The organism is Rhizobium leguminosarum, assembly GCF_001679785.1.
GTDB lineage: Bacteria > Pseudomonadota > Alphaproteobacteria > Rhizobiales > Rhizobiaceae > Rhizobium > Rhizobium leguminosarum_R.
The window spans coordinates 52,926-71,050 of sequence record NZ_CP016292.1 but is presented as its reverse complement, the minus strand read 5'-3'; the positions used below and the strand labels follow the sequence as shown (position 1 = coordinate 71,050).

General features: G+C 56.5%; 18 protein-coding genes. 9 read left to right on the top strand and 9 right to left on the bottom strand.

What is annotated here, in order from left to right; translation table 11 throughout:
- Nucleotides 1-81: 81 nt before the first annotated feature.
- Together BA011_RS38660 and BA011_RS38655 are read right to left on the bottom strand one after the other, a co-directional pair.
- Nucleotides 82-2,616 carry a DEAD/DEAH box helicase gene (locus BA011_RS38660; protein ID WP_065284706.1) on the bottom strand — a complete coding sequence of 845 codons (2,535 nt, stop codon included), beginning with the start codon at nucleotides 2,614-2,616 and terminating at the stop codon, nucleotides 82-84.
- Nucleotides 2,613-2,966, bottom strand: coding sequence for a Hachiman antiphage defense system protein HamA (locus tag BA011_RS38655; protein ID WP_186806653.1), 354 nt, complete (start codon nucleotides 2,964-2,966; stop codon nucleotides 2,613-2,615). The genes BA011_RS38660 and BA011_RS38655 overlap by 4 nt, the downstream gene beginning before the upstream one ends.
- Here BA011_RS38655 and BA011_RS38650 point away from each other — a divergent pair.
- Nucleotides 2,958-3,908: an IS481 family transposase gene (locus BA011_RS38650; RefSeq protein ID WP_072637808.1), complete on the top strand. Its 951-nt coding sequence runs from the start codon at nucleotides 2,958-2,960 to the stop codon at nucleotides 3,906-3,908. The genes BA011_RS38655 and BA011_RS38650 overlap by 9 nt on opposite strands.
- Here the strand turns inward: BA011_RS38650 and BA011_RS38645 are convergent.
- Entirely contained in the window at nucleotides 3,897-4,613 is a 717-nt protein-coding gene (locus BA011_RS38645; RefSeq protein ID WP_151343788.1) for a DUF1837 domain-containing protein, read from the bottom strand. The genes BA011_RS38650 and BA011_RS38645 overlap by 12 nt on opposite strands.
- 424 nt (nucleotides 4,614-5,037) lie before the next feature.
- On the opposite strand from BA011_RS38645, the gene BA011_RS38640 reads away from it, so the two are divergent.
- The 4 genes from BA011_RS38640 (at nucleotide 5,038) to BA011_RS45855 (ending at nucleotide 9,169) form a co-directional block, all read left to right on the top strand.
- Nucleotides 5,038-6,453, top strand: coding sequence for a protein kinase domain-containing protein (locus BA011_RS38640; RefSeq protein WP_065284703.1), 1,416 nt, complete (start codon nucleotides 5,038-5,040; stop codon nucleotides 6,451-6,453).
- Nucleotides 6,450-7,598, top strand: a complete 1,149-nt coding sequence (locus BA011_RS38635; protein WP_065284702.1) for an ATP-binding domain-containing protein — start codon at nucleotides 6,450-6,452, stop codon at nucleotides 7,596-7,598. The genes BA011_RS38640 and BA011_RS38635 overlap by 4 nt, the downstream gene beginning before the upstream one ends.
- A gap of 109 nt (nucleotides 7,599-7,707) precedes the next feature.
- Nucleotides 7,708-8,967 (top strand): hypothetical protein, encoded by a 1,260-nt coding sequence (locus tag BA011_RS38630; protein WP_151343787.1) that lies wholly within the window; start codon nucleotides 7,708-7,710, stop codon nucleotides 8,965-8,967.
- Entirely contained in the window at nucleotides 8,963-9,169 is a 207-nt protein-coding gene (locus tag BA011_RS45855; RefSeq protein WP_257785336.1) for an FRG domain-containing protein, read from the top strand. Before BA011_RS38630 ends, BA011_RS45855 begins: the two co-directional genes overlap by 5 nt.
- On the opposite strand, the gene BA011_RS38625 is transcribed toward BA011_RS45855, so the two are convergent.
- The 3 genes from BA011_RS38625 to BA011_RS38610 all read right to left on the bottom strand — a co-directional run bounded on the left by BA011_RS38625 (nucleotide 9,135) and on the right by BA011_RS38610 (nucleotide 11,930).
- A protein-coding gene (locus BA011_RS38625; protein ID WP_186806533.1) for an IS3 family transposase occupies nucleotides 9,135-10,273 on the bottom strand; the annotation gives its coding sequence in 2 pieces (ribosomal slippage) (nucleotides 9,135-10,015 and nucleotides 10,015-10,273; 1,140 coding nt in all). The genes BA011_RS45855 and BA011_RS38625 overlap by 35 nt on opposite strands.
- Nucleotides 10,274-10,546: 273 nt before the next feature.
- On the bottom strand, nucleotides 10,547-11,383 hold the full coding sequence (locus BA011_RS38615; RefSeq protein WP_065284700.1) for an oxidoreductase: 837 nt from the start codon (nucleotides 11,381-11,383) through the stop codon (nucleotides 10,547-10,549).
- Nucleotides 11,384-11,468: 85 nt separating this feature from the next.
- Nucleotides 11,469-11,930, bottom strand: coding sequence for a VOC family protein (locus tag BA011_RS38610; RefSeq protein WP_065284699.1), 462 nt, complete (start codon nucleotides 11,928-11,930; stop codon nucleotides 11,469-11,471).
- A 117-nt stretch (nucleotides 11,931-12,047) separates the two neighbouring features.
- Here BA011_RS38610 and BA011_RS38605 point away from each other — a divergent pair, with 117 nt between their 5' ends.
- The 3 genes from BA011_RS38605 to BA011_RS38595 all read left to right on the top strand — a co-directional run bounded on the left by BA011_RS38605 (nucleotide 12,048) and on the right by BA011_RS38595 (nucleotide 14,614).
- A complete protein-coding gene (locus tag BA011_RS38605; RefSeq protein ID WP_065284698.1) occupies nucleotides 12,048-12,932 on the top strand; it encodes a LysR family transcriptional regulator in 885 nt (294 codons plus the stop codon).
- A 386-nt stretch (nucleotides 12,933-13,318) separates the two neighbouring features.
- Entirely contained in the window at nucleotides 13,319-14,299 is a 981-nt protein-coding gene (locus BA011_RS38600) for a 3'-5' exonuclease (RefSeq protein WP_065284697.1), read from the top strand.
- 168 nt (nucleotides 14,300-14,467) lie between these two features.
- Entirely contained in the window at nucleotides 14,468-14,614 is a 147-nt protein-coding gene (locus tag BA011_RS38595) for a DUF1127 domain-containing protein (RefSeq protein ID WP_065284696.1), read from the top strand.
- Between the two features lie 361 nt (nucleotides 14,615-14,975).
- Here BA011_RS38595 and dinB read toward each other — a convergent pair whose 3' ends face one another.
- From dinB to BA011_RS43780, 3 genes are all read right to left on the bottom strand, one after another.
- The gene (gene dinB / locus BA011_RS38590; protein ID WP_065284695.1) at nucleotides 14,976-16,058 is read right to left on the bottom strand and encodes a DNA polymerase IV; all 1,083 of its coding nucleotides are present in this window, start codon (nucleotides 16,056-16,058) and stop codon (nucleotides 14,976-14,978) included.
- Nucleotides 16,059-16,135: 77 nt separating this feature from the next.
- The gene (locus BA011_RS38585) at nucleotides 16,136-16,813 is read right to left on the bottom strand and encodes an SOS response-associated peptidase (protein WP_065284694.1); all 678 of its coding nucleotides are present in this window, start codon (nucleotides 16,811-16,813) and stop codon (nucleotides 16,136-16,138) included.
- Nucleotides 16,814-16,894: 81 nt separating this feature from the next.
- Complete coding sequence (locus tag BA011_RS43780; RefSeq protein WP_237352878.1) at nucleotides 16,895-17,116, bottom strand: hypothetical protein; 222 nt, start codon at nucleotides 17,114-17,116, stop codon at nucleotides 16,895-16,897.
- A 247-nt stretch (nucleotides 17,117-17,363) separates the two neighbouring features.
- Between BA011_RS43780 and BA011_RS38580 the strand changes: the two genes are divergently transcribed.
- Nucleotides 17,364-18,119 carry an ImuA family protein gene (locus BA011_RS38580; protein WP_065284693.1) on the top strand — a complete coding sequence of 252 codons (756 nt, stop codon included), beginning with the start codon at nucleotides 17,364-17,366 and terminating at the stop codon, nucleotides 18,117-18,119.
- Nucleotides 18,120-18,125 lie beyond the last annotated feature (6 nt).

Sequence of the window (18,125 nt, the reverse complement as noted above, 5' to 3'; positions counted from 1 at the left end):
GCGGAGCGTTTCGTCGCTGACAATCTGGTTTCGAACAACCGCCTCGACAGGGTCAAGTATGCGTTAAACCTATCGACCTCTCTAGGCCGTCACAATGGCTCGCACCTCGGCAAGCAAGAGAGGCGAAAGTCCCAGCGCCTCAAGCGGACGAGTCCGCAACCACTGCAGCGCTCCGACGGTATCAAGGTCTTTACGTGCGGACATTTCGTTCAGCTTCATCGCGGTGACCCGTGATAATCCTAGAGAGATGAAGCTGATCATCGTTTTATCGGATGCGCCGATCTCCAAGTAGAGTGGCAGAGACGGAATGCTGGATACCATGTCCAACAAGCCCGCGCTGTCGAGCGCGTAGACAAGAAGTGCGCTGTAGCAACCAAACAGACGGACAGCTTGGAAACGGATATCGCCTTCGATTAGGTCCAAGGTGCTTCTGATCGTCGTTCGAACAGGCTTCGAGGCATTTCGAGAAATTTGCTCGTCGATGATCTGGGGAAGCGGGAAGCCAAGCATCCAGCGTCGCGCGATCAAGGCATGGAATCGATGTAGATTTTTCGAGGTGTCGATACCGAGAATGACCTCGTGGCACAGCTCCAAAACATCTGCGTAGGACTGAAACGCTTCGCTCTCCCGGGGATGCGAAGGAATGAGGGTTCGCGCGACATCGGTACCTAGCGCTATCTTCGCGGTCAGCCGGTCATAAAGGCGCTGCTGTTTGTGGGCAGAAATGTTCGGAGTTCGGCGGAGAACAGCAGCTGGCAGGGTGAGTTTCTCGCTGGCCGATGCAAGCGCGGTTTCTAACAGACCGGACTGGATATCACCGACCGCGAGGCCAGCCCGTTCAAATGTCTGATTTAGATCGCCACCTTTGAAATCGGTATAGAGGCGAACGAAAATTGTCTCGAGATCAGTCTCATCGCGGCGGCCCTCTGTCGGCGCCCCAGCAATCACAGTCATTAACTGGTCATGATGTTCGTTGAGGCTGCTCTCAATCGCTGGGGTGACGACTGAATCTTTTGGGCCGTCGAGCGGCTTCTTCTTCCACTTGTCATAGTCGATGAGGAAGATGTTGCCCTGAAACTCCCGCTTGAGCCTTCCTGCGCGACCAGCAAGATTCCAGAAGTCTGTTGATTCCAGCGCTCTGGTCCGACCTTTTTCCGGAGCGAACATAAAAATGTTCTTGGCAGGAAGGTTGACACCTTGAAGCAACGTGCTCGTGCAGACGAGATAATCGATCTCACCAGACGACACGGCTGCTTCAATTGCACGTCGGAGCTGGGTCGGAATATTGGAATAGTGAAATGCTACGCCGTGTTTGACGCATTCGACCAACGCGTAATTGGCGTGCACCGCTTCTTTCGCCAAATCGGATAGAGCGAGGCGTGCTTCGGTTGGTTCGCGATCTGACATCAATTCCGCGAGTTGGAGCGCGACGCTTTCCGCTTCAGCCGCACCATTCGCGTAGATGATATTTGAATGCCCGTGTCCAAGCACCGCAGGGATATGGACGAGCTTCTCTGTCCGGCTCGCTACCGTCCGCCCCAGCTGCAGCGTAGCGACTTGCCGCAACGTTCTCGATCCGTCGCCAGCGGTGTGGATCACCAGCTTCCCCTTGGTGGCGGACTCGACGGTCGTGACCAAGAAATTTTGGGCAACGGTAGGCTCTACGGACGAGAACTCGACCACATCGTCCAAGCCAAACAGCCGTCCAAAGACATCCAGGTTACGGATCGCTGGGCTGGCGAAAAGGATTTGTGATGCCGGGTTGCGAATTAGTAAATCATCGATGACCCATTGCAGCAGTACGCCGCGTGATCCGTCCGCGATCGAATGCGCTTCATCGACGATAATGACGCTGGCGCTGAAGTCGGGGTGAGCTCCAAGGGCGAGTTGTACCCTCTCTTGAGTCATTACGTAGATGGCGCGCTGGGCGAGGGTCGTTTCGGCATCGACCGGGACCGTCACGATGTCGGGGACATCTTGGTGCATTCCCTGAAACTGGACCTTCAGATCTTCAGCTACCTGGGCGATCAGGGCACGGGTCGGGACGAGATAGACAACTGACTTTGGTTGCTCGTTGTCGAAGAGCGCCGACAGATATCCCTGCAAGACAAATGATTTTCCGGCGGATGTAGGTGCAGCCAACGCGATGCGGCGACTTTGGATGAGGTTCAGCCACAGATTCTGCTGGAAATCTGTCAGCAGCACTGTTTGTCCGTTGATCATCACCTCATGAGCATCAGCCGATGCGATTTCTTCTGCCGCAAGCATGAGCGGTAGACTTGCCCGCGCGGACGCCACGTCCGCACGGGTGCCGATTGAAGGAAAGTTGCCGAGACGCGTGAGCACAACACGTAGGGCTTGGTCTAAAGGTACTTGGCCGGTCCCGAACAAGTCATATGCGCAGGTTGCCACCCGAAACGCCGCGCGCCGATGATCTGCAGTCTCGGAGCAGGCCAATATGGCCGCCGAGCGGATCAACCGCGTGGCATCCGTGATGTCGGCGTGACTATCGTCAATACCGCTGATCTCTTTGGTTAGCCACGCGAGTTCAATTCGATTTGCCGCGTCGTGGAAACCGGGGTTCTCCCAAATTTTGTCCGCCAGTTCCTGCATCATGGCAGCCAACCAATCCTAGCTTGAAAGAGATCCCGGAATTCCTGGACGGCGGGGAGCGGAAAGAAGAACAGTTCCACGTCTTGGGAATACAGTCCGGCCGTTTTGAGCGCGGCTGAGACCTTCGGTGCCACGTCAGCAAGCTTCTCTTTCGCCAATGCCCTGAAAGAGTCTTCAGCACCTTGATCACCAGCAGCACCGGCCTTTTGGAAGCCGTCGAAATCGAAGCCAATCAAACAGGTGATAACATCCTTACGTTCGTTGTATTCCTCTTCATGGGGATCTAGGTGTTTAGTCCCGGCATTTGATGGTGCATTATTTTCCTTAGAATGGAGGGAGGCACTATGGGCCAGGTTCTACACGGGAGCGCCACAACGACAGAGGCAATCCGTCGAGCAATACAAAATAGTGAAGAGAGCCTGAGAGCGCTTTCAAAGCGGTATGGGGTCAATCAGAAGACAATAGCCAAATGGAAGAGACGGACATCATTGGCCGATCTTCCGACAGGCCCGAAGGACCCGCATTCGACAATCCTCTCCCTTGAAGAAGAAGCCGTCATCGTCGCCTTTCGCAGGCATACATTGCTGCCTCTTGATGACTGCCTCTATGCCCTTCAACCGACGATCCCGCATCTGACACGTTCGTCCCTGCACAGGTGTCTGCAGCGCCACGGCATTTCACGCCTGCCGGAAGTGAAAGGCGACAAAGAACCGAAGAAAAAGTTCAAAAGCTACCCGATCGGCTACTTCCACGTCGATATTGCCGAGGTGCAGACGGCTGAGGGCAAGCTCTATCTCTTCGTGGCGATTGATCGCACGTCCAAGTTCGCCTTCGCTGAGCTCTATGCCAAAGCTGGCAAGATGAATGCCGCCCAGTTCCTGCGCAACCTGATCGCGGCGGTGCCCTACACCATCCATACTATCCTGACCGATAATGGCATCCAGTTCACCAACCGGGCCTGTGACCAAAATGCCTTCCAGCACATCTTCGACCGAGTCTGTGAGGAATACGAGATCGAGCATCGCCTGACAAAGGTTAAGCACCCATGGACCAATGGGCAGGTCGAGCGGATGAACCGGACGATCAAGGAAGCGACTGTCAAGCGCTTCCACTACGACGATCACGCACAACTGAAAAAGCATCTCGCCGACTTCATCGACGCCTACAATTTTGGGCGCAGGCTCAAGACACTAAAGGGCCTCACCCCCTACGAGTTCATCTGCAAAAGGTGGACTTCCGAGCCAGATCGATTCATCATCGATCCTATCCATCAAATGCCGGGACTAAACATCTAGGTATCGCAGAAGCGCTGCTTTTCCATCTGCCCCTAATCCCGTGAAATCGATATTTCGCTGCACAAGCTGGAGCTCGTGGTCCAGCTCATTAGGCTGTAACGATTTCGCGATCGATGTCGCGGCGGCGGTGATAGCTGCGCCGACATCGCCATACATTTTCGACTCGCCCCAATAGAGGAAGAGCCGAGCGGTCTCCGGACAGTAACGAACATGGACCCCGTCCGCACCGTGGACTGGCATCTGCGAATTGGTTTTCAATGTCATTTTAGCGATGAACTGCGGTGCACCTAGTATCCATTCGGTGAGCAGGTACAGCAGCAGTTCTCCAGCTTCACCATTTCGATTTGTCGCTTTGTGTGCCTTTATGAAAAGCTTGGCCGCCGCATCATTGAGCTGCGTTGTTTTTATCAAAAAATCATCAAACGGAAGTGTCGACTGAAGTGCCCTCACCGCGTCGATTTCTTTTCGCGTGAGCGCAAATGGCGTGAGGTGAAGCCATGCCAGCTCCACCAGTTCTTGGACAGTGGTCTTGCCTTGTCTGAAGGCGGGAAAATGCAGACGAAGGGTGACTCCCGCGCATTCGCATGTCACCTCGTGCTGCAGCTCCCTTATCCTCGGTCCCAGTTTTGAATAGTCGCGGCGAAGTGCTGCCAGGACCATATCCAAATCGGGGCTCTCGGTCTGATCTACGCTTTCCTGGCTCAACTCACCCCCGGTCAATCTGGTCGATAAATAATTCTAGCGCTAGGAAATGCGAGTCTAAGTAGAATTTGCGTGAGCCGACCTAGAATAGCAACGCGTGATCTTCTTACGACACCGAAATCCTTGGCCACATGCGAGGATCAAGATTTCTAAGATCTTGCATCCGTCCCATTAAGTTTTGCAAACCGTAATCTTCGTCGATATTCGTGCAATCTAAATGATTTTGTCAGCGGCAGGAGACACGCGGTATGATTCTCCCTTCATGGCAACGAGCGTCCAGGAGGGATTAGCGACGGATACTAAGTTTATTACAGTCTCGGCGTGCGACAATCTTGCCGAGACCCCGAATTTATTTGATACAAGCATAGCGTTAAATTGAGATTCCTGAGGCACTGATTCGTGCGTCTGTGGGTGGGGAAGTAATCCGATGGACAGTGCACAGGCGAAAATCTTCGCCGAAGGAATTATTGGGACCAGCGTTAGCGGTTGGGCTATCGATGGCATTCTAGGAAACGGCAAGTCTGCCGTTGTGCTTTCAGGTGTCAGAGACGGTGTCGAAGGCGCCGTAAAAATATTTCATCCCGAGCTAATCGAACGCTACGGGAGGGCTGTTCAGCTGGAGCGTATCAACCGCGAACGACAGCTAATTGGCAAAAGGCATCCTCACCTGGTCAGGATATTGGAAGGTGGAGAGTGCGCTGCCACCGGCCACCTATTCGTGGTGATGGAACGACTGCCTTTCAAAAACTTTCATCAGGTTGGGTCATTAATTCCGCCTGAGAATTACGGAACCCTTATCTCACAGATAGCTTCCGCGGCTCGGTTTCTCGAAGACCTTGGCTTGGCTCACCGGGATGTCAAACCAGAGAACATAGCGATCAGTGGTGACTTCAGTCGCGCCATTCTCCTCGATCTAGGTGTACTACTTCCGATAGGGGTCTCCAACCTGACAGATGCAGATCAACGGCCATTCATTGGTACCCTGCGCTACAGCTCCCCGGAATTCCTGGATCGCAAGGAGAAAGATACGATAGAGGGTTGGCGGGCCGTCACCTTTTATCAGATGGGGGCGGTGCTGCACGACCTGCTGATGAAGAAGCCGATTTTCGCGGAAGTGAGCGAACCCTTTACTTTGCTGGTTGATGCGGTACGCGGAACGACGCCTACCATCAGTGGAGGCGAACCCCGCCTGATGTTCTTGGCTCGGCGGGCTTTGGTCAAGAAACCTGAAGTTCGTCTGGAGATGCTAAGTTGGAGCGACTTCGAGGACGCCGCTAAACTGGAGGATGTCAACGCCGAGGCACGCAAACTTTCCATTCTGGAACGGCAGAAGCTCGCACGGGCGAACATGTCGACCGCTAGCCTGGCTGACGCGGAGAGGCGACGCTTGTTCTTGCAGAGGATGGACCAGTTCACTCAGCAGCTCGACACCCGCTTGGCTTCGATCCTTGCGGAGGCTGCATGCTTCCCTCTTCGGAGATCGGATATCTTTGAAGCTGAAAACGACAGTCGTGAGATAATGCTTTCATTCAGTGCGGATGAAGCCAAGGGTATGGAGTTCCAGCTGGCCCTGAAATTCGTGATTTTGAACTTGGACGACAACGAAGGCACTCCGCAGTATGTCATTCGTTACAGCGACGCGCTTTCGTCCCGAGCTATCGAAGCATCGGAATTAAATCACCAGCGCACAATTTTCAAAGGTTCTGAAGAGGATTTGTACAGCAGCTCACTGCTTCAGGCCGTGCTTCTCGGGACGTTGGAGAGCTATTACACAAAAATTGAGACGGGATCGGTTGCTGGCGATGCGACCCACTTTCTATCAACGGAAGAGAACAGCATATGAGCACTTGGTGGAAAGACGACACGGACCTGATCGACGAGCAGATGGCTATTCTCGACATCGCCGCCGATCAGAGCATTCTAATTCAAGGTCCACCAGGTAGCGGCAAAACCAATCTTCTGCTGCTCCGCGCGAATTATCTGGCGTTGGGTGCGTTCCCGAACCTGCAGGTCGTTGTGTTCGGATCGCTGTTGAAAAGCTTCATTCAAATCGGCGGCGCTCAATATAAATTTCCTGTCGATAGGATCACCACGCATGCACGCATGTTCAACGAAATCCTGCGCGAGAATGGTAAGGGTTTCGATGCAAGTGGCATGGCGTTGGAACAGGCTCGTCAGTTGAGAGCAGATGGCGTCCAGGCATTGATCAGCAGCGGTAAGGTCGCGAAGCTGTTTGATGCACTTTTGCTAGACGAGGCACAGGATTATACTCCTCAGGAGATCAAGATATTCGCCGCCTTGACGAAGGTCCTGGTTGCGGCAGCTGATGAGCACCAGCAGGTATTCGAGGTTGCCAGCTGCTTTGCTGAGCTTGAGGCAGCCACCAATATAAGGCATAGTCTTAACTATCATTTTCGGAATGGGCGCGATATCTGCAGGATCGCAGACGCCATCCTGGCAGGTTATCCATCACACAATGCCTTGACACCCAACGCGCAGTACGACGAACTGGCCTATCCCGTGAAGGTCACCTCTAAATCGGGCCTTTCGATTGCGGACCAGGCACAAGCCATCGCAGACCAGATCCCCGATCAGCTGGTGGCGTATCCGGGAGAGAAGATCGGCGTTCTCTGCCCGAAGAATGAAGACGTTCTGCTCATCGCGGATCATCTTGCAGACTTGGGTTTTGCGTCCCAGCTCACTCTTTGCAAAAGTGAAGAATTTGATCCCCATGCCCCGATCTGGCTGTCTTCCATGTCGGCGGCCAAAGGTCTTGAATTTCGATGCGTGCACATTGCCGGGCTCGATAGCCTCTCGCGTATGGGTGGAGTACAGAAGCGATTAGCCTACACCGGCGTGACACGTGCCAAAACAGCGGTGAGCTTTTACTGCGATAAAAAAATACCGCCTTATCTCGACGGCGCTATCAGTGTCGTAATTCCTCGTAGTAAGATCGTTACAAAGGCTCGCATTTTTGGCAAGGAATGAGACAATGTGGACAGCGTCCCTATCTAGACGAGAGTTTCTGGAGGTTTTTTCCTCTGGATGCTCCGACGCCGTCATTAGTAGAACGCGACGTCAGGACATCAAGGCGGTTATGCAAGAGGAGACTGGCAGTGTCACGGTCGTCTGGGGGCAGCAGCCGTTAAATCAGATGTCGTTTCCAAATCTGGCAATCGCACGCGAAAGCGAAATTAACGACTTGCTGGCGGCGCTCAATGCCAATCCAAATGCTGTCTCTCCTTTCTCCGCCTTTTGTCGGCTTGTCCCGCTCGAGGCCTCAAGGGCGTTTCTCGATGCACCACGCGGCGATTCTCATTTAGTTACTTCCGTCGTCATCGACGCGGTCGCGATGCTTTCCCTCGTCGAAGTCCAGCTCCATTCAGAAGGAATAATGAAATTGCGTCAGGCAAGCCCCGCCGCTTGCCGCCGCACGCTCAGCTATGTTTGGGCGAGGGCGCTGAGTGCGGGAACCCCGGAAAGCCAGTTGCCATCGCTTCCAGACAAATGGCTCAACATATATGAAGTTTTGAGCGGTGGTGTCCTGGGTGATTTGGTACCCTCCGTATCGAAGCATGCACTCACGGTGCTTCGGGTGGCGGCAAGCGTATTCCACGAAAAGCAGTCGACTTCGGGGGTGCAGAAGCTCACCGAAGCTCTTGTCCGTTCGGATCGTGTCGAACTCGATCGGGCCTGGAGAGACATTTCCGCCAAGGTCGGCATTGATGTTTCGTTGGAAGGAATTTCAAAAGCTCCTAGGGAGGAGCGAGGTTCCTTGCTGCAGAAGTCTTTGCAGGATCAGGGTTTGAGTGCGAGCATAGAAGACCGCGACGCAGCGCGGGGTTTTCTGGCAACTCAAGTGGCACCGAACTCCCTTGATCATATCGATATCCTCATGACAAGAAGCGGTCCGGGAGCCGCATTTTGGTACGTATTTTTCGCGACTTTGCAGAGCCCTCTCGCATTACTGAGTGCGTTTGGCGGAATCGGACGTCGACTTAGCCGCGACATATACGATGTCGAAAGCTTCGACATGCCTCCCAAGGCAGATATCGGTTTTGAAGAGTTTAAGGTTCTTTCCCGATTTGGAATGGACGACCTTGGCCGCAAGATCGGCCACTCTAACCAGATCGAAGTCGAGTTGCTACCGTTGGTCACTGCAGCATTTCGATTTGGTCGCACGCAATCTGCAAAGCCAGCATCAGCGAGCGAGCTATTCGATAACCCGGTACCAGAAGAAGTGATCTCAAATCTGCAGCTGATTTCCTCGATCGTCAATGAGACGATGGCCAGCCTTAAGTCGAAACCAAATTTAGAAAAAACTTCCAAGCCGAGGCGAAACCGCAAACCTTATTAATGAGGATGTCGAACCATCGACGGACTGGGAATGGCTGGCGCTCGTTCACGCCACGGCGCCCCGACCGCTTCTCGATTGGTCTGAGTCACCCTGTGTTTCCTTATTCAGAGCTGGCTCGGTTTGTCTGAACAGTTCCGGGCGTTTTGCTAAGTGGATTTCCGCCTCGATTATGCTGCCACCATCATCGGCGTCAGCGCATTGAAGTAAGCCCGATCCGGCGTCTGCCGGTCAAGGGATGAATGTGGGCGTCGGGTGTTGTAAAAGCTCAGATATCGGCCGATGGCAGCGCGGGCCTCGGAAACGCTCTTGTAGGCGTGGAGATAGATCTCCTCGTATTTGATCGACCGCCAGAGCCGTTCGACGAAGACATTGTCTCGCCACGCGCCTTTGCCATCCATGGAGATGGCGATGTCGGCGTTCTTCAGAACGGCGGTGAAGTCGACGGAGGTGAACTGCGACCCCTGATCGGTGTTGAAGATGTCGGGCTTGCCATAGCGGGCAAGCGCTTCTTCGACCGCTTCTATGCAGAAGGCTGCTTCCATCGTGATCGACAGCCGCCACGATAGGACCTTCCGGCTGAACCAGTCCACGACAGCGCAGAGATAGACGAAGCCCCGTGCCATCGGAATGTAGGTCAGGTCCATCGCCCAGACCTGATTGGGTCTGGTGACCGCCAGCTTGCGAAGGAGATAGGGATAGACCTTGTGTCCTGGTGCCGGTTTCGAGGTGTTCGGGCGACGGTAAATCGCCTCGATGCCCATCTTCTTCATCAGGGTGGCGACGTGCAGCCGTCCGGTTTGCAGCCCTTCTGCCTTCAAAAGCCCTTGCAACATCCGGCTTCCGGCAAACGGGTAATCGAGATGCAGTTCGTCGATCCGGCGCATCAAAGCCAGATCGACGTCCGACACGGGACGTGGAGAATAATAGACGCTGCCACGGCTGAAGCCGAGAAGCTTCGCCTGGCGCACGACCGACAGTTTGTGCTCGCGGTCGATCATTTCTTTCCGCCCGGCAATCCCGCCTTTCCGAGCGCACCGGACAAAAAATCGTTCTCCAGCGTCAGTTCGCCGATCTTGGCGTGCAGCGTTTTGACATCGACGGTTGGACCCGCCGGCTCCGCCTTGGCTTCATCGCCGAAAACGCCCGTCGCCCCCTCAAGGAGCTGGTCTTTCCACTGCTTGATCTGATTGGCGTGCACGTCGAACTGCTGGGACAGTTCCACCAGCGTCTGTTCGCCCCTGATCGCGGCGAGCGCCACCTTTGCCTTGAAAGCCGGGCTATGGTTCCGGCGCGGTCGTCTCGTCATGGTATCTCCTGTTCCCGGCATCTAAGCCGAAGTCAGGCAGAAATTCCACTTATCCTGGCTGTTCAGATTTCCCGAGCCAGCTCTTTCTTTGCAGTATGAGTGCGGATGCCATGATGCGAAAGGATTGCTGAATAGTGGCTTCCCATTTCGATCTTCTCACCTTTACGAGCATCTAGACTGATTTGGCGGGGAGCCGAGGGTTCGATTCCTTTCAAGGCGGTGGGAGGCCCGAAGCGGCCTCCCGTCGGACGAAGTTTAACTGCACGAGCGCCGTCATTCGTCAGCGGTGAAGTCAGTCGACACCGAGACGCTGCGCCATTCGGCGAGGATGGCAGCGTCTTGTGCGTGCTTTTTCTCGATCGCGGCGACTGTGTCGCTCCCGAGCGGCAGGCGGACCGGCGGATTGGGGGCTTCAGTGAAGGCGATGAGCGCCTTTGCCAGCTTTTGAGGGTCGCCGGGTTGGTTATGGCTGAGACCGGCGGCTATTGCGCGCACCTTGCCGACAGTGTCTGCGTAATCGCCGATGATATTGCCGCTGACCGACAAGGACGAGCTGTCGAGGAAGTCGGTGCGGAAATAGCCTGGCTCGATGACCGTGACATGGATGCCAAGGGGTGCCAGTTCGTCATGCAGGGCTTCGCTCAGCCCTTCGACGGCAAATTTCGTCGAGGAGTAGACACCGAAGCCAGCGGCGCCGCGATAGCCGCCGATCGATGAGATATTCAGGATGCGGCCGGAGCGCGCCTGCCGCATGAAGGGTAGGACGGCGCGGGTCACGTTGAGGAGACCAAAGACGTTGGTGCGGTAGACAGCCTCGACCTCAGCCACGGTTGCTTCTTCGACGGCACCCATCAATCCGAACCCAGCATTGTTGAGCAGGATATCGATGCGACCGAAGTGCTCGATGGCGGCTTTCACTGCTGCGGTCGCCTGGCTTTCGTCGGTCACATCGAGGGCGACCGGAAGCAGGTTGGGATGTTCGCCGAACCGCTCGGTGATCGCCTTTGGATTGCGGGCGGTGGCGACGACGGCGTCGCCCTGTGCAAGAGCGCGCGTAGTGATGAGGGCGCCAAAGCCGCGCGAGGCGCCGGTGATGAACCAGATTTTCATGGAGATGTTCCTTGATTTTCGATGAGATGAGCGAGAGGGCGTCTGGCCACCGCGATGTCGGGATGGCCAGCCGGGTTGGAAAGGGTCACGGCAGGATTTCTGCCAGCTCGATCAGATTGCCGAAGGGATCGCAGAAGAAGGCAAGGCGCCGGCTGATTGCCAAAAGCTCGAACGGCTCGGTGACGATGGTGACGCCGCGTGCGCGTAGTGCCTCGACGGTGGCGTCAACGCTTGCGACATTCAGGCAGAAATGGTGGTAGCCGGCATATTTGAGACTGTCGCCAAGATCGGTGTAGGGGCGGACGTCTGCGGGCGACGGATCGCCGCCACCAAGGATTTCCACGTAGAAATGGTCGTCCGTGGCGGGCGCGAGATAGGCCAGTTGCTCGTCGGCATAGTCCCACTCGGCAACGACACGAAAGTCGAGCTTCTCAACATACCAGCGCTTGGCGGTTTCGAGGTCCGGCGTGCGGACGGCGACGTGATGACCGCGCATGTCAGAGAAGGGCGATGCAGTGTTGTGGGCGGGAGGATTGAAGTCGGTCATTGTCTTGTCTCCTGTGTGGTCCGGCACCAGCGCCGGTTTGCGAGGAGAAATCTGGACCTTTTCGACGATAAGAATTAGAGAGTTAATCTTCCTCTCAATGATGAGTGAGATTTGACAATGCGCAGCACGGATCTCTCGGAACTGGCCGCGTTCGATGCGGTTGCCCGTCACCGCAACTTTCGCCGGGCCGGCGAAGAGCGCGGGGTGACGGCTTCAGCGATCAGCCATGCGGTGGGCAATCTCGAGGCACGCGTGGGCATTCGTCTGCTCAACCGGACGACCCGCAGCGTGGCCCTGACCGATGCCGGCGCGATGTTGTTTGCGCAACTGTCGCCGGCCTTCGGCGAAATCGGCTCGGCGCTCGATGCCCTCAACCAGTTTCGCGATACGCCGTTCGGCAAGGTCCGCATCAATGCGCCCAATTCAGTCGCACCGTTCGTGTTCCGATCGGTCATTGGTCCGCTCATCGGAAAAAATCCTGGTCTCCAGCTGGAAATCGTCGCCACCGACCGTCTTGTCGACATTGTGGAGGAGGGGTTCGATGCTGGCATCCGTCTCGGCGAAAGCCTGCGCGATGGCATGACGGCTGTGAAGATCAAGCCGCGGCTACGGTTTGCCGTCGTCGGTTCGACGTCCTATTTTGAGCGTCATCCGATCCCCAAAACCCCGGATGATCTGCGTCAGCATGTCTGTATCCGCAATATCTATCCAAGCGGCAAGCCGTATGCCTGGGAGTTCAGCCGCGCTGGCAAGATCATCGAGTTCGAGCCGACCGGGTCTCTGTCGCTCGATGACCATGAGCTGATGGTCGAGGCCGCACTTTCGGGCGTGGGGCTGGCTTATGTGTGGGAGGAACGGGCGCGCCCCTATATCCAGAATGGCAGCCTGGTCGAATGCTTGGCGTCCTGGAGTGCGCCGGAGGACTGGCTGTATCTCTATTACCCGACGCGGAAATACCTGTCGGCCGGCTTGCGCGCCGTCATCGATGCGCTTCGTGTTTGAATGCAGGGGTGCATCGAACGTTCGTTCTTAACAGCGCCAATAGAATATCTGCGAACATCGGTACGGCAGACCTCTTTAAGCGCCCCCGCGCGCCGGGGGCTGTCGGTCCCGGTTTTCATCGTTGCCGTCGCTATGCTAAACCTCCTGCGGCACCCCTTTTAACCGGTCTTGCGGGAGGCGAACGGCTTTCGCGCCACTCGCTAAAGCTGGTATGCCCATTTCCAGTTTGGGCGCTTTCATGACATCCGCGGGCAGTCACAACGACCTGCGCCGTATCGCCGATGACCGCCCGGCTTTCTGATGATGCCTGGTGCCAACATGGTTGATCTAACAATCCTGCCGTGTTTTGAAGGGTGGGAACCGGCGGCAGGATGATGACAGTAAGAATGGCAGAACAGTTCGATATGTTTTCGGAAGAGGTTTCGCGCGACCGGGTGGTCAAGCGTGACATTTCCAAACACGCCAAGCCCGAACAACCTACCGTCTCCATGAGTGAAGAGGAGATGGTCCGGCATCTCTCACAGACGGGCCGCTATCGCATCCTCACGAAACTCGTGCCGCGGGCGATTGCGCCATTCCCACGTCCGGAATTCCCCCTCAAGGGCATCATTCTCGACACCGAGACAACCGGCCTCAATGCGCGCAAGGATGAGATCATCGAGATTAGCGTGATCGCTTTCACCTTCGATGCGACAGGAAGCATTGGTGACGTGACCGGCATCTATGGTGGGCTTCAACAGCCAAGCGTTTCCATTCCCACTGAGATCACCAGGCTCACCGGGATCAGCAACGACATGGTCGCCGGGCAGTCAATTGATATGGCTGCGTTGCAGGCGCTGATTGAGCCGGCTGACCTGCTGATCGCCCACAATGCCGGTTTCGACCGGCCATTCTGCGAGGCGTTTTCCCATCTGTTTTCTGGCAAGGCCTGGGCCTGCTCCAACTCCGAGGTCGACTGGTCGTCGCGGGGATATGAAGGCACCAAGCTCGGATATCTGATCGGGCAGGCGGGCTACTTCCATGATGGCCATCGGGCGGTCGATGACTGTTTCGCGCTGTTGGAGGTTCTCGCTCGGGAAGTCGATGGATCGGCTTCCACCGCTTTCGCCGAACTCTATGAAGCAAGCCAGAGGTCGCGTGTCCGGATATTTGCCGAGAACAGCCCCTTCGACATGAAGGACCACCTGAAGGCGCGAGGCTATCGCTGGTCCGACGGAAGCGACGGCCGCCCGAAATCCTGGTGGATCGAGGTGGGTGAAGATGCGCTTGACGATGAACTCCGCTATCTCAGAGCCGAAATCTATCGTTATCCAGACGCCGATCCTCCAATCAAACGCCTCACTGCCTTCGACCGGTTCCGGGCCTGATGCCCCCTCAGCCTATCTCTGATCGGACCCATGCTTTGAGCGCATGGCCGACCTGAGACCTTGTGCCTTATCGACGGGTGTCCAAGGGCCTATATCTCAATCATCGAAACGACGTTGGAACCAAAGCAGGGTTGCTGGCGTCAAGAGACCTCACGAAAGGGGATCATCATGAACGTAGCACGCTCCTTCAACAACTGGCGCAAGTACCGTCAGACCGTTACCGAACTTGGCCGCATGAGCTCGCGCGAACTGCAGGACCTCGGTATCAATCGTGCCGACATCCACAGCGTTGCTCGCCAGTCGCTCGCTCGCTAAGCGGCTTTTTCCTGCCCATCCTGAATGACACTACGCCCGCTGATGACGCGGGCGTTTCCGTGCCTGGCCTGCCACGAAGCCCCGAGTTGGAGATCGCTCTCATCAGAATTAGGCCGTGCATTTCCCGCATAGCTGCACTGCAGCAAAGTCTATTTAATGTGCGGAGAGAATGGGTATCTTGGTTTCATCGAAGTGATGCACCTCCTCCCGCAAAGCTTCGATTTCAGACGGCCCAATCCTCCTCCCAAGGGGCGTCTGTCGGAACAGCGGCACTCCTCCTCCCAGCCGTTGTTCGGTTCTTTTCGGAAAGCCTGCCGCACCTCCTCCCGCGGCAGGCTTTTTCGTTTTGCGGACTTGCTGATCAGAGCCCGAGAGCTAGCTGCGGTTCTTGCCCGCTTTCTTCCGTGTTAAGGGACGACAGGGTGATCCCCAGGAGCCGCACTGGACGTTTGAACGGGAACACCGAGGCAAGTAGGTACTCCGCAATTTCCAGCATCTGGTCGATGCCCGAGACGGCTCCCGACACTGTCTGGCTGCGTGTCGCCTGGCTGAAATCCGAATATTTGATTTTGACCGTCACGGTCTTTCCCATGATGTCGTGCGCCTCGCAATACCTCCAGACTTTCTCGGCCAATGGCCGCAGGTCGGCTTTAGCCCGATCGAGATCGTCGATGTCCTCAACGAAGGTGTCTTCCGCTCCGACGGACTTACGGATGCGATCAGGTCTAACCTGCCGTTCATCGATCCCACGGGCAATGCCGTAGAAATAAGGACCGGCCTTCCCGAAATTCTGCTGAAGGAACGCGAGGGACTTCGACTTGAGATCAAGCCCCGTCTCGATTCCATGCCGTTTCATCCGCTCGGCCGTGGCCGGCCCAATCCCATGGAATTTCTTGACGGGGAGGGCTTCGACAAAACCCGGGCCGTTCTTCGGCGTGATGACAGCCTGTCCATTCGGCTTGTTCAGATCGCTCGCCATCTTGGCGAGAAACTTGTTGTAAGAAATGCCTGCCGAGGCATTGAGGCCTGTGACCGCCTTGATCTTCGCTCGGATCTCCAGCGCAATCTCCGTGGCGATCTCCATGCCCTTCAGGTTCTCGGTGACATCGAGATAGGCTTCGTCCAGCGACAGCGGCTCGATCAGCGGCGTATATTCGGCGAAGATCTCGCGGATCTGCTGCGATACCGCCTTGTAGACGTCGAAGCGCGGCGGCACAAAGATCAAGTCCGGACATTTGCGCTTGGCGGTGACCGACGGCATGGCCGAATGCACGCCGAAGACACGGGCCTCGTAACTTGCGGCCGCTACGACACCGCGTGCCGCCGACCCGCCGACGGCCAGTGGCAGGCCACGCAGCTCCGGATTGTCACGTTGCTCGACCGAGGCATAAAAGGCATCCATGTCGACATGGATGATTTTGCGCACGGGTTGCACGACACCCATTCCGTCAGTTCCCAGACGGTAAGCCGGCATGTCGTGAACGGGCATCTGACTGCTCTGGTCGTGCATGGTGTTGGTGATCAAAGCAACAGACCTTCCTCGTCCGGCTTTAGTTTGGCCTGCGGCGGCACGATCACAAGCATGTTGCCCGGGAGCGGACGCTGTAGATGGCGGGCTTCATCCCAAGGTGCTGTCAGCCAGGTCTCGACTTCTTCAGGCGTGGTCAGAATGGAGGGCATGGCCTTTTGATGAACCGGCGAGACGATTTCGTTGGGTGAGGTCGTCAAAAAACCGAACAGTTCGTATTCCTGTTCGCCATCCCTGACCTTCCGCACGCCTTTCCAGGGCGTCCAGAAGCCCGCGAAAAACATCAGCGGCCGATCTTCATTGCCGGCGAACCAAGCGTTCGGCACGCGTCCGCCCTCGACTTTGCTGGCAGGATCAGGTTCGGCAAAAGACGTGAACGGCACGACGCAGCGGCTGGTAGGCCCGAGCCACCGGCGCCAATGTGGGGAGTTTACATTGCGGATATTGGTGACGCCGGGATCGTAATTTTTTACATAAGCCGGCGGCGACGGCATTCCCCAGGTCGCCCGGGCAATCTCGCGCTGGCCGTCCTCGGCAATGCGGACGATCGGCGCCTGATAGCCTGGATAAACATCGAAAGAGGCTTCATTCCAACCGGCTCGATCTCGGAACGCCTTTGTAAACTGCAGAACCGCGTCGCGCGTGGTCGTCACATTATAGAGATTACACATTGCCGTCCTCCTATCCAATGCGGCTCAAGGCGAAATTTCCGATCCTTTCGGAACGCAATCAAGCTTTGAAAGCTCCAGCGATCACGTGGGCTTTTGCGGCTCAAAAACCAAGGCCGCCTCCAGTAAACAGGGAAATCCCGTCCCGCATCTATCCTGCCCGTCCGGACAATGCATCTTGTCGCAACCCATCGCCATGCGACGGCGCAGATCCACAAAACGCATGCTGGCGCCAAACTGTTTCACCAGCGCCTTGCGATCAAGCTCGCCCTGTTGCCCGCACGGCTTGCATTGGACGGTAATCACCCGGTCCCTTGAAATCTCTGAGCGTCAGCAGGCCGGGCATATCTCTATTTTCTCATCCACGAAATTTTTCAAGACATTCAGCATCGAGTTGAATCTGCTTGATGAATCGATTGAGCAACAGCTGTCTCGTGATGCTCACTGCTGTCCACCCGATTCTTGCCCGTTGACTCATTGCTGTTTAAAGAACAAAAACAGAACATATCAGCTTTTTGTGGCTATGCAAATGCACTCTTGATGTTGGAAACCGATGCCAATCACAGCCGCCAACCCCGTCATTTCCGAACTTCAGGACCGCATCCGGCGGCTTGAAGGCGGAGCTGCGCGCAAGGGCGAGGTGTTGTCGTTCGGAATTGCCGAGATCGACGCCAAGCTACCCGGTGGTGGGCTGGCCCGCGGCGCCTTGCACGAAGTGGCTGGTGGTGGCGCCGACGCGGTGCATGGCGCGGCGGCCGCTCTGTTCGTCGCCGGGATTGTCGCGCGCACGAAAGGCGAGGTCCTCTGGTGCCTGACACGGCCGGATCTGTTTGCACCAGCATTGGCGCAGGCGGGCCTCCATCATGATCGGGTGATCTATGTCGAGGCCGACCGGGAAGAGGATGTGCTCACCAATTTCGAAGAGGGCCTGCGTTTTGGCGGGCTTGGCGCCGTCGTTGCCGAGCTTGTGCGCCTGCCGATGACCGCCTCGCGGCGCCTGCAGCTGGCGGCCGAGGCTTCCGGAACGATCGGCATTGCGCTGCGACGATGGCGGCGTCCGACGGAGGCAGCTGATTTCGGGCAGCCGACGGCCGCGACGACACGCTGGCGCATCAGCGTCCTGCCTTCCGAGCCGCTTCCCGTGCCGGGCATCGGGCGGGCGCGGTGGCTGGCGGAATTGATCAGAGCAAGAGCGGGAGAAGCCGCGGAATTTGAAATAGGTGCCTGCGATGCCACGGGTCGTATCAGTCTTTCTCCCCACGCTCGCGACGGACAGGATCAGACGCGCCGATCCTGGAATTTTGCCTGAAACACC

Excerpts from the sequence above, each read along its gene's own strand:
- BA011_RS38610 (WP_065284699.1), bottom strand. The coding sequence starts at position 11,930 with ATGACCGACTTCAATCCTCCCGCCCACAACACTGCATCGCCCTTCTCT.
- BA011_RS38630 (WP_151343787.1), top strand. The coding sequence starts at position 7,708 with ATGCAAGAGGAGACTGGCAGTGTCACGGTCGTCTGGGGGCAGCAGCCG.
- dinB (WP_065284695.1), bottom strand. The coding sequence starts at position 16,058 with ATGGGTGTCGTGCAACCCGTGCGCAAAATCATCCATGTCGACATGGAT.
- BA011_RS38635 (WP_065284702.1), top strand. The coding sequence starts at position 6,450 with ATGAGCACTTGGTGGAAAGACGACACGGACCTGATCGACGAGCAGATG.
- BA011_RS38650 (WP_072637808.1), top strand. The coding sequence starts at position 2,958 with ATGGGCCAGGTTCTACACGGGAGCGCCACAACGACAGAGGCAATCCGT.
- BA011_RS38605 (WP_065284698.1), top strand. The coding sequence starts at position 12,048 with ATGCGCAGCACGGATCTCTCGGAACTGGCCGCGTTCGATGCGGTTGCC.
- BA011_RS38600 (WP_065284697.1), top strand. The coding sequence starts at position 13,319 with ATGGCAGAACAGTTCGATATGTTTTCGGAAGAGGTTTCGCGCGACCGG.
- BA011_RS38580 (WP_065284693.1), top strand. The coding sequence starts at position 17,364 with ATGCCAATCACAGCCGCCAACCCCGTCATTTCCGAACTTCAGGACCGC.
- BA011_RS38585 (WP_065284694.1), bottom strand. The coding sequence starts at position 16,813 with ATGTGTAATCTCTATAATGTGACGACCACGCGCGACGCGGTTCTGCAG.
- BA011_RS38660 (WP_065284706.1), bottom strand. The coding sequence starts at position 2,616 with ATGATGCAGGAACTGGCGGACAAAATTTGGGAGAACCCCGGTTTCCAC.
- BA011_RS38640 (WP_065284703.1), top strand. The coding sequence starts at position 5,038 with ATGGACAGTGCACAGGCGAAAATCTTCGCCGAAGGAATTATTGGGACC.
- BA011_RS38615 (WP_065284700.1), bottom strand. The coding sequence starts at position 11,383 with ATGAAAATCTGGTTCATCACCGGCGCCTCGCGCGGCTTTGGCGCCCTC.
- BA011_RS38595 (WP_065284696.1), top strand. The coding sequence starts at position 14,468 with ATGAACGTAGCACGCTCCTTCAACAACTGGCGCAAGTACCGTCAGACC.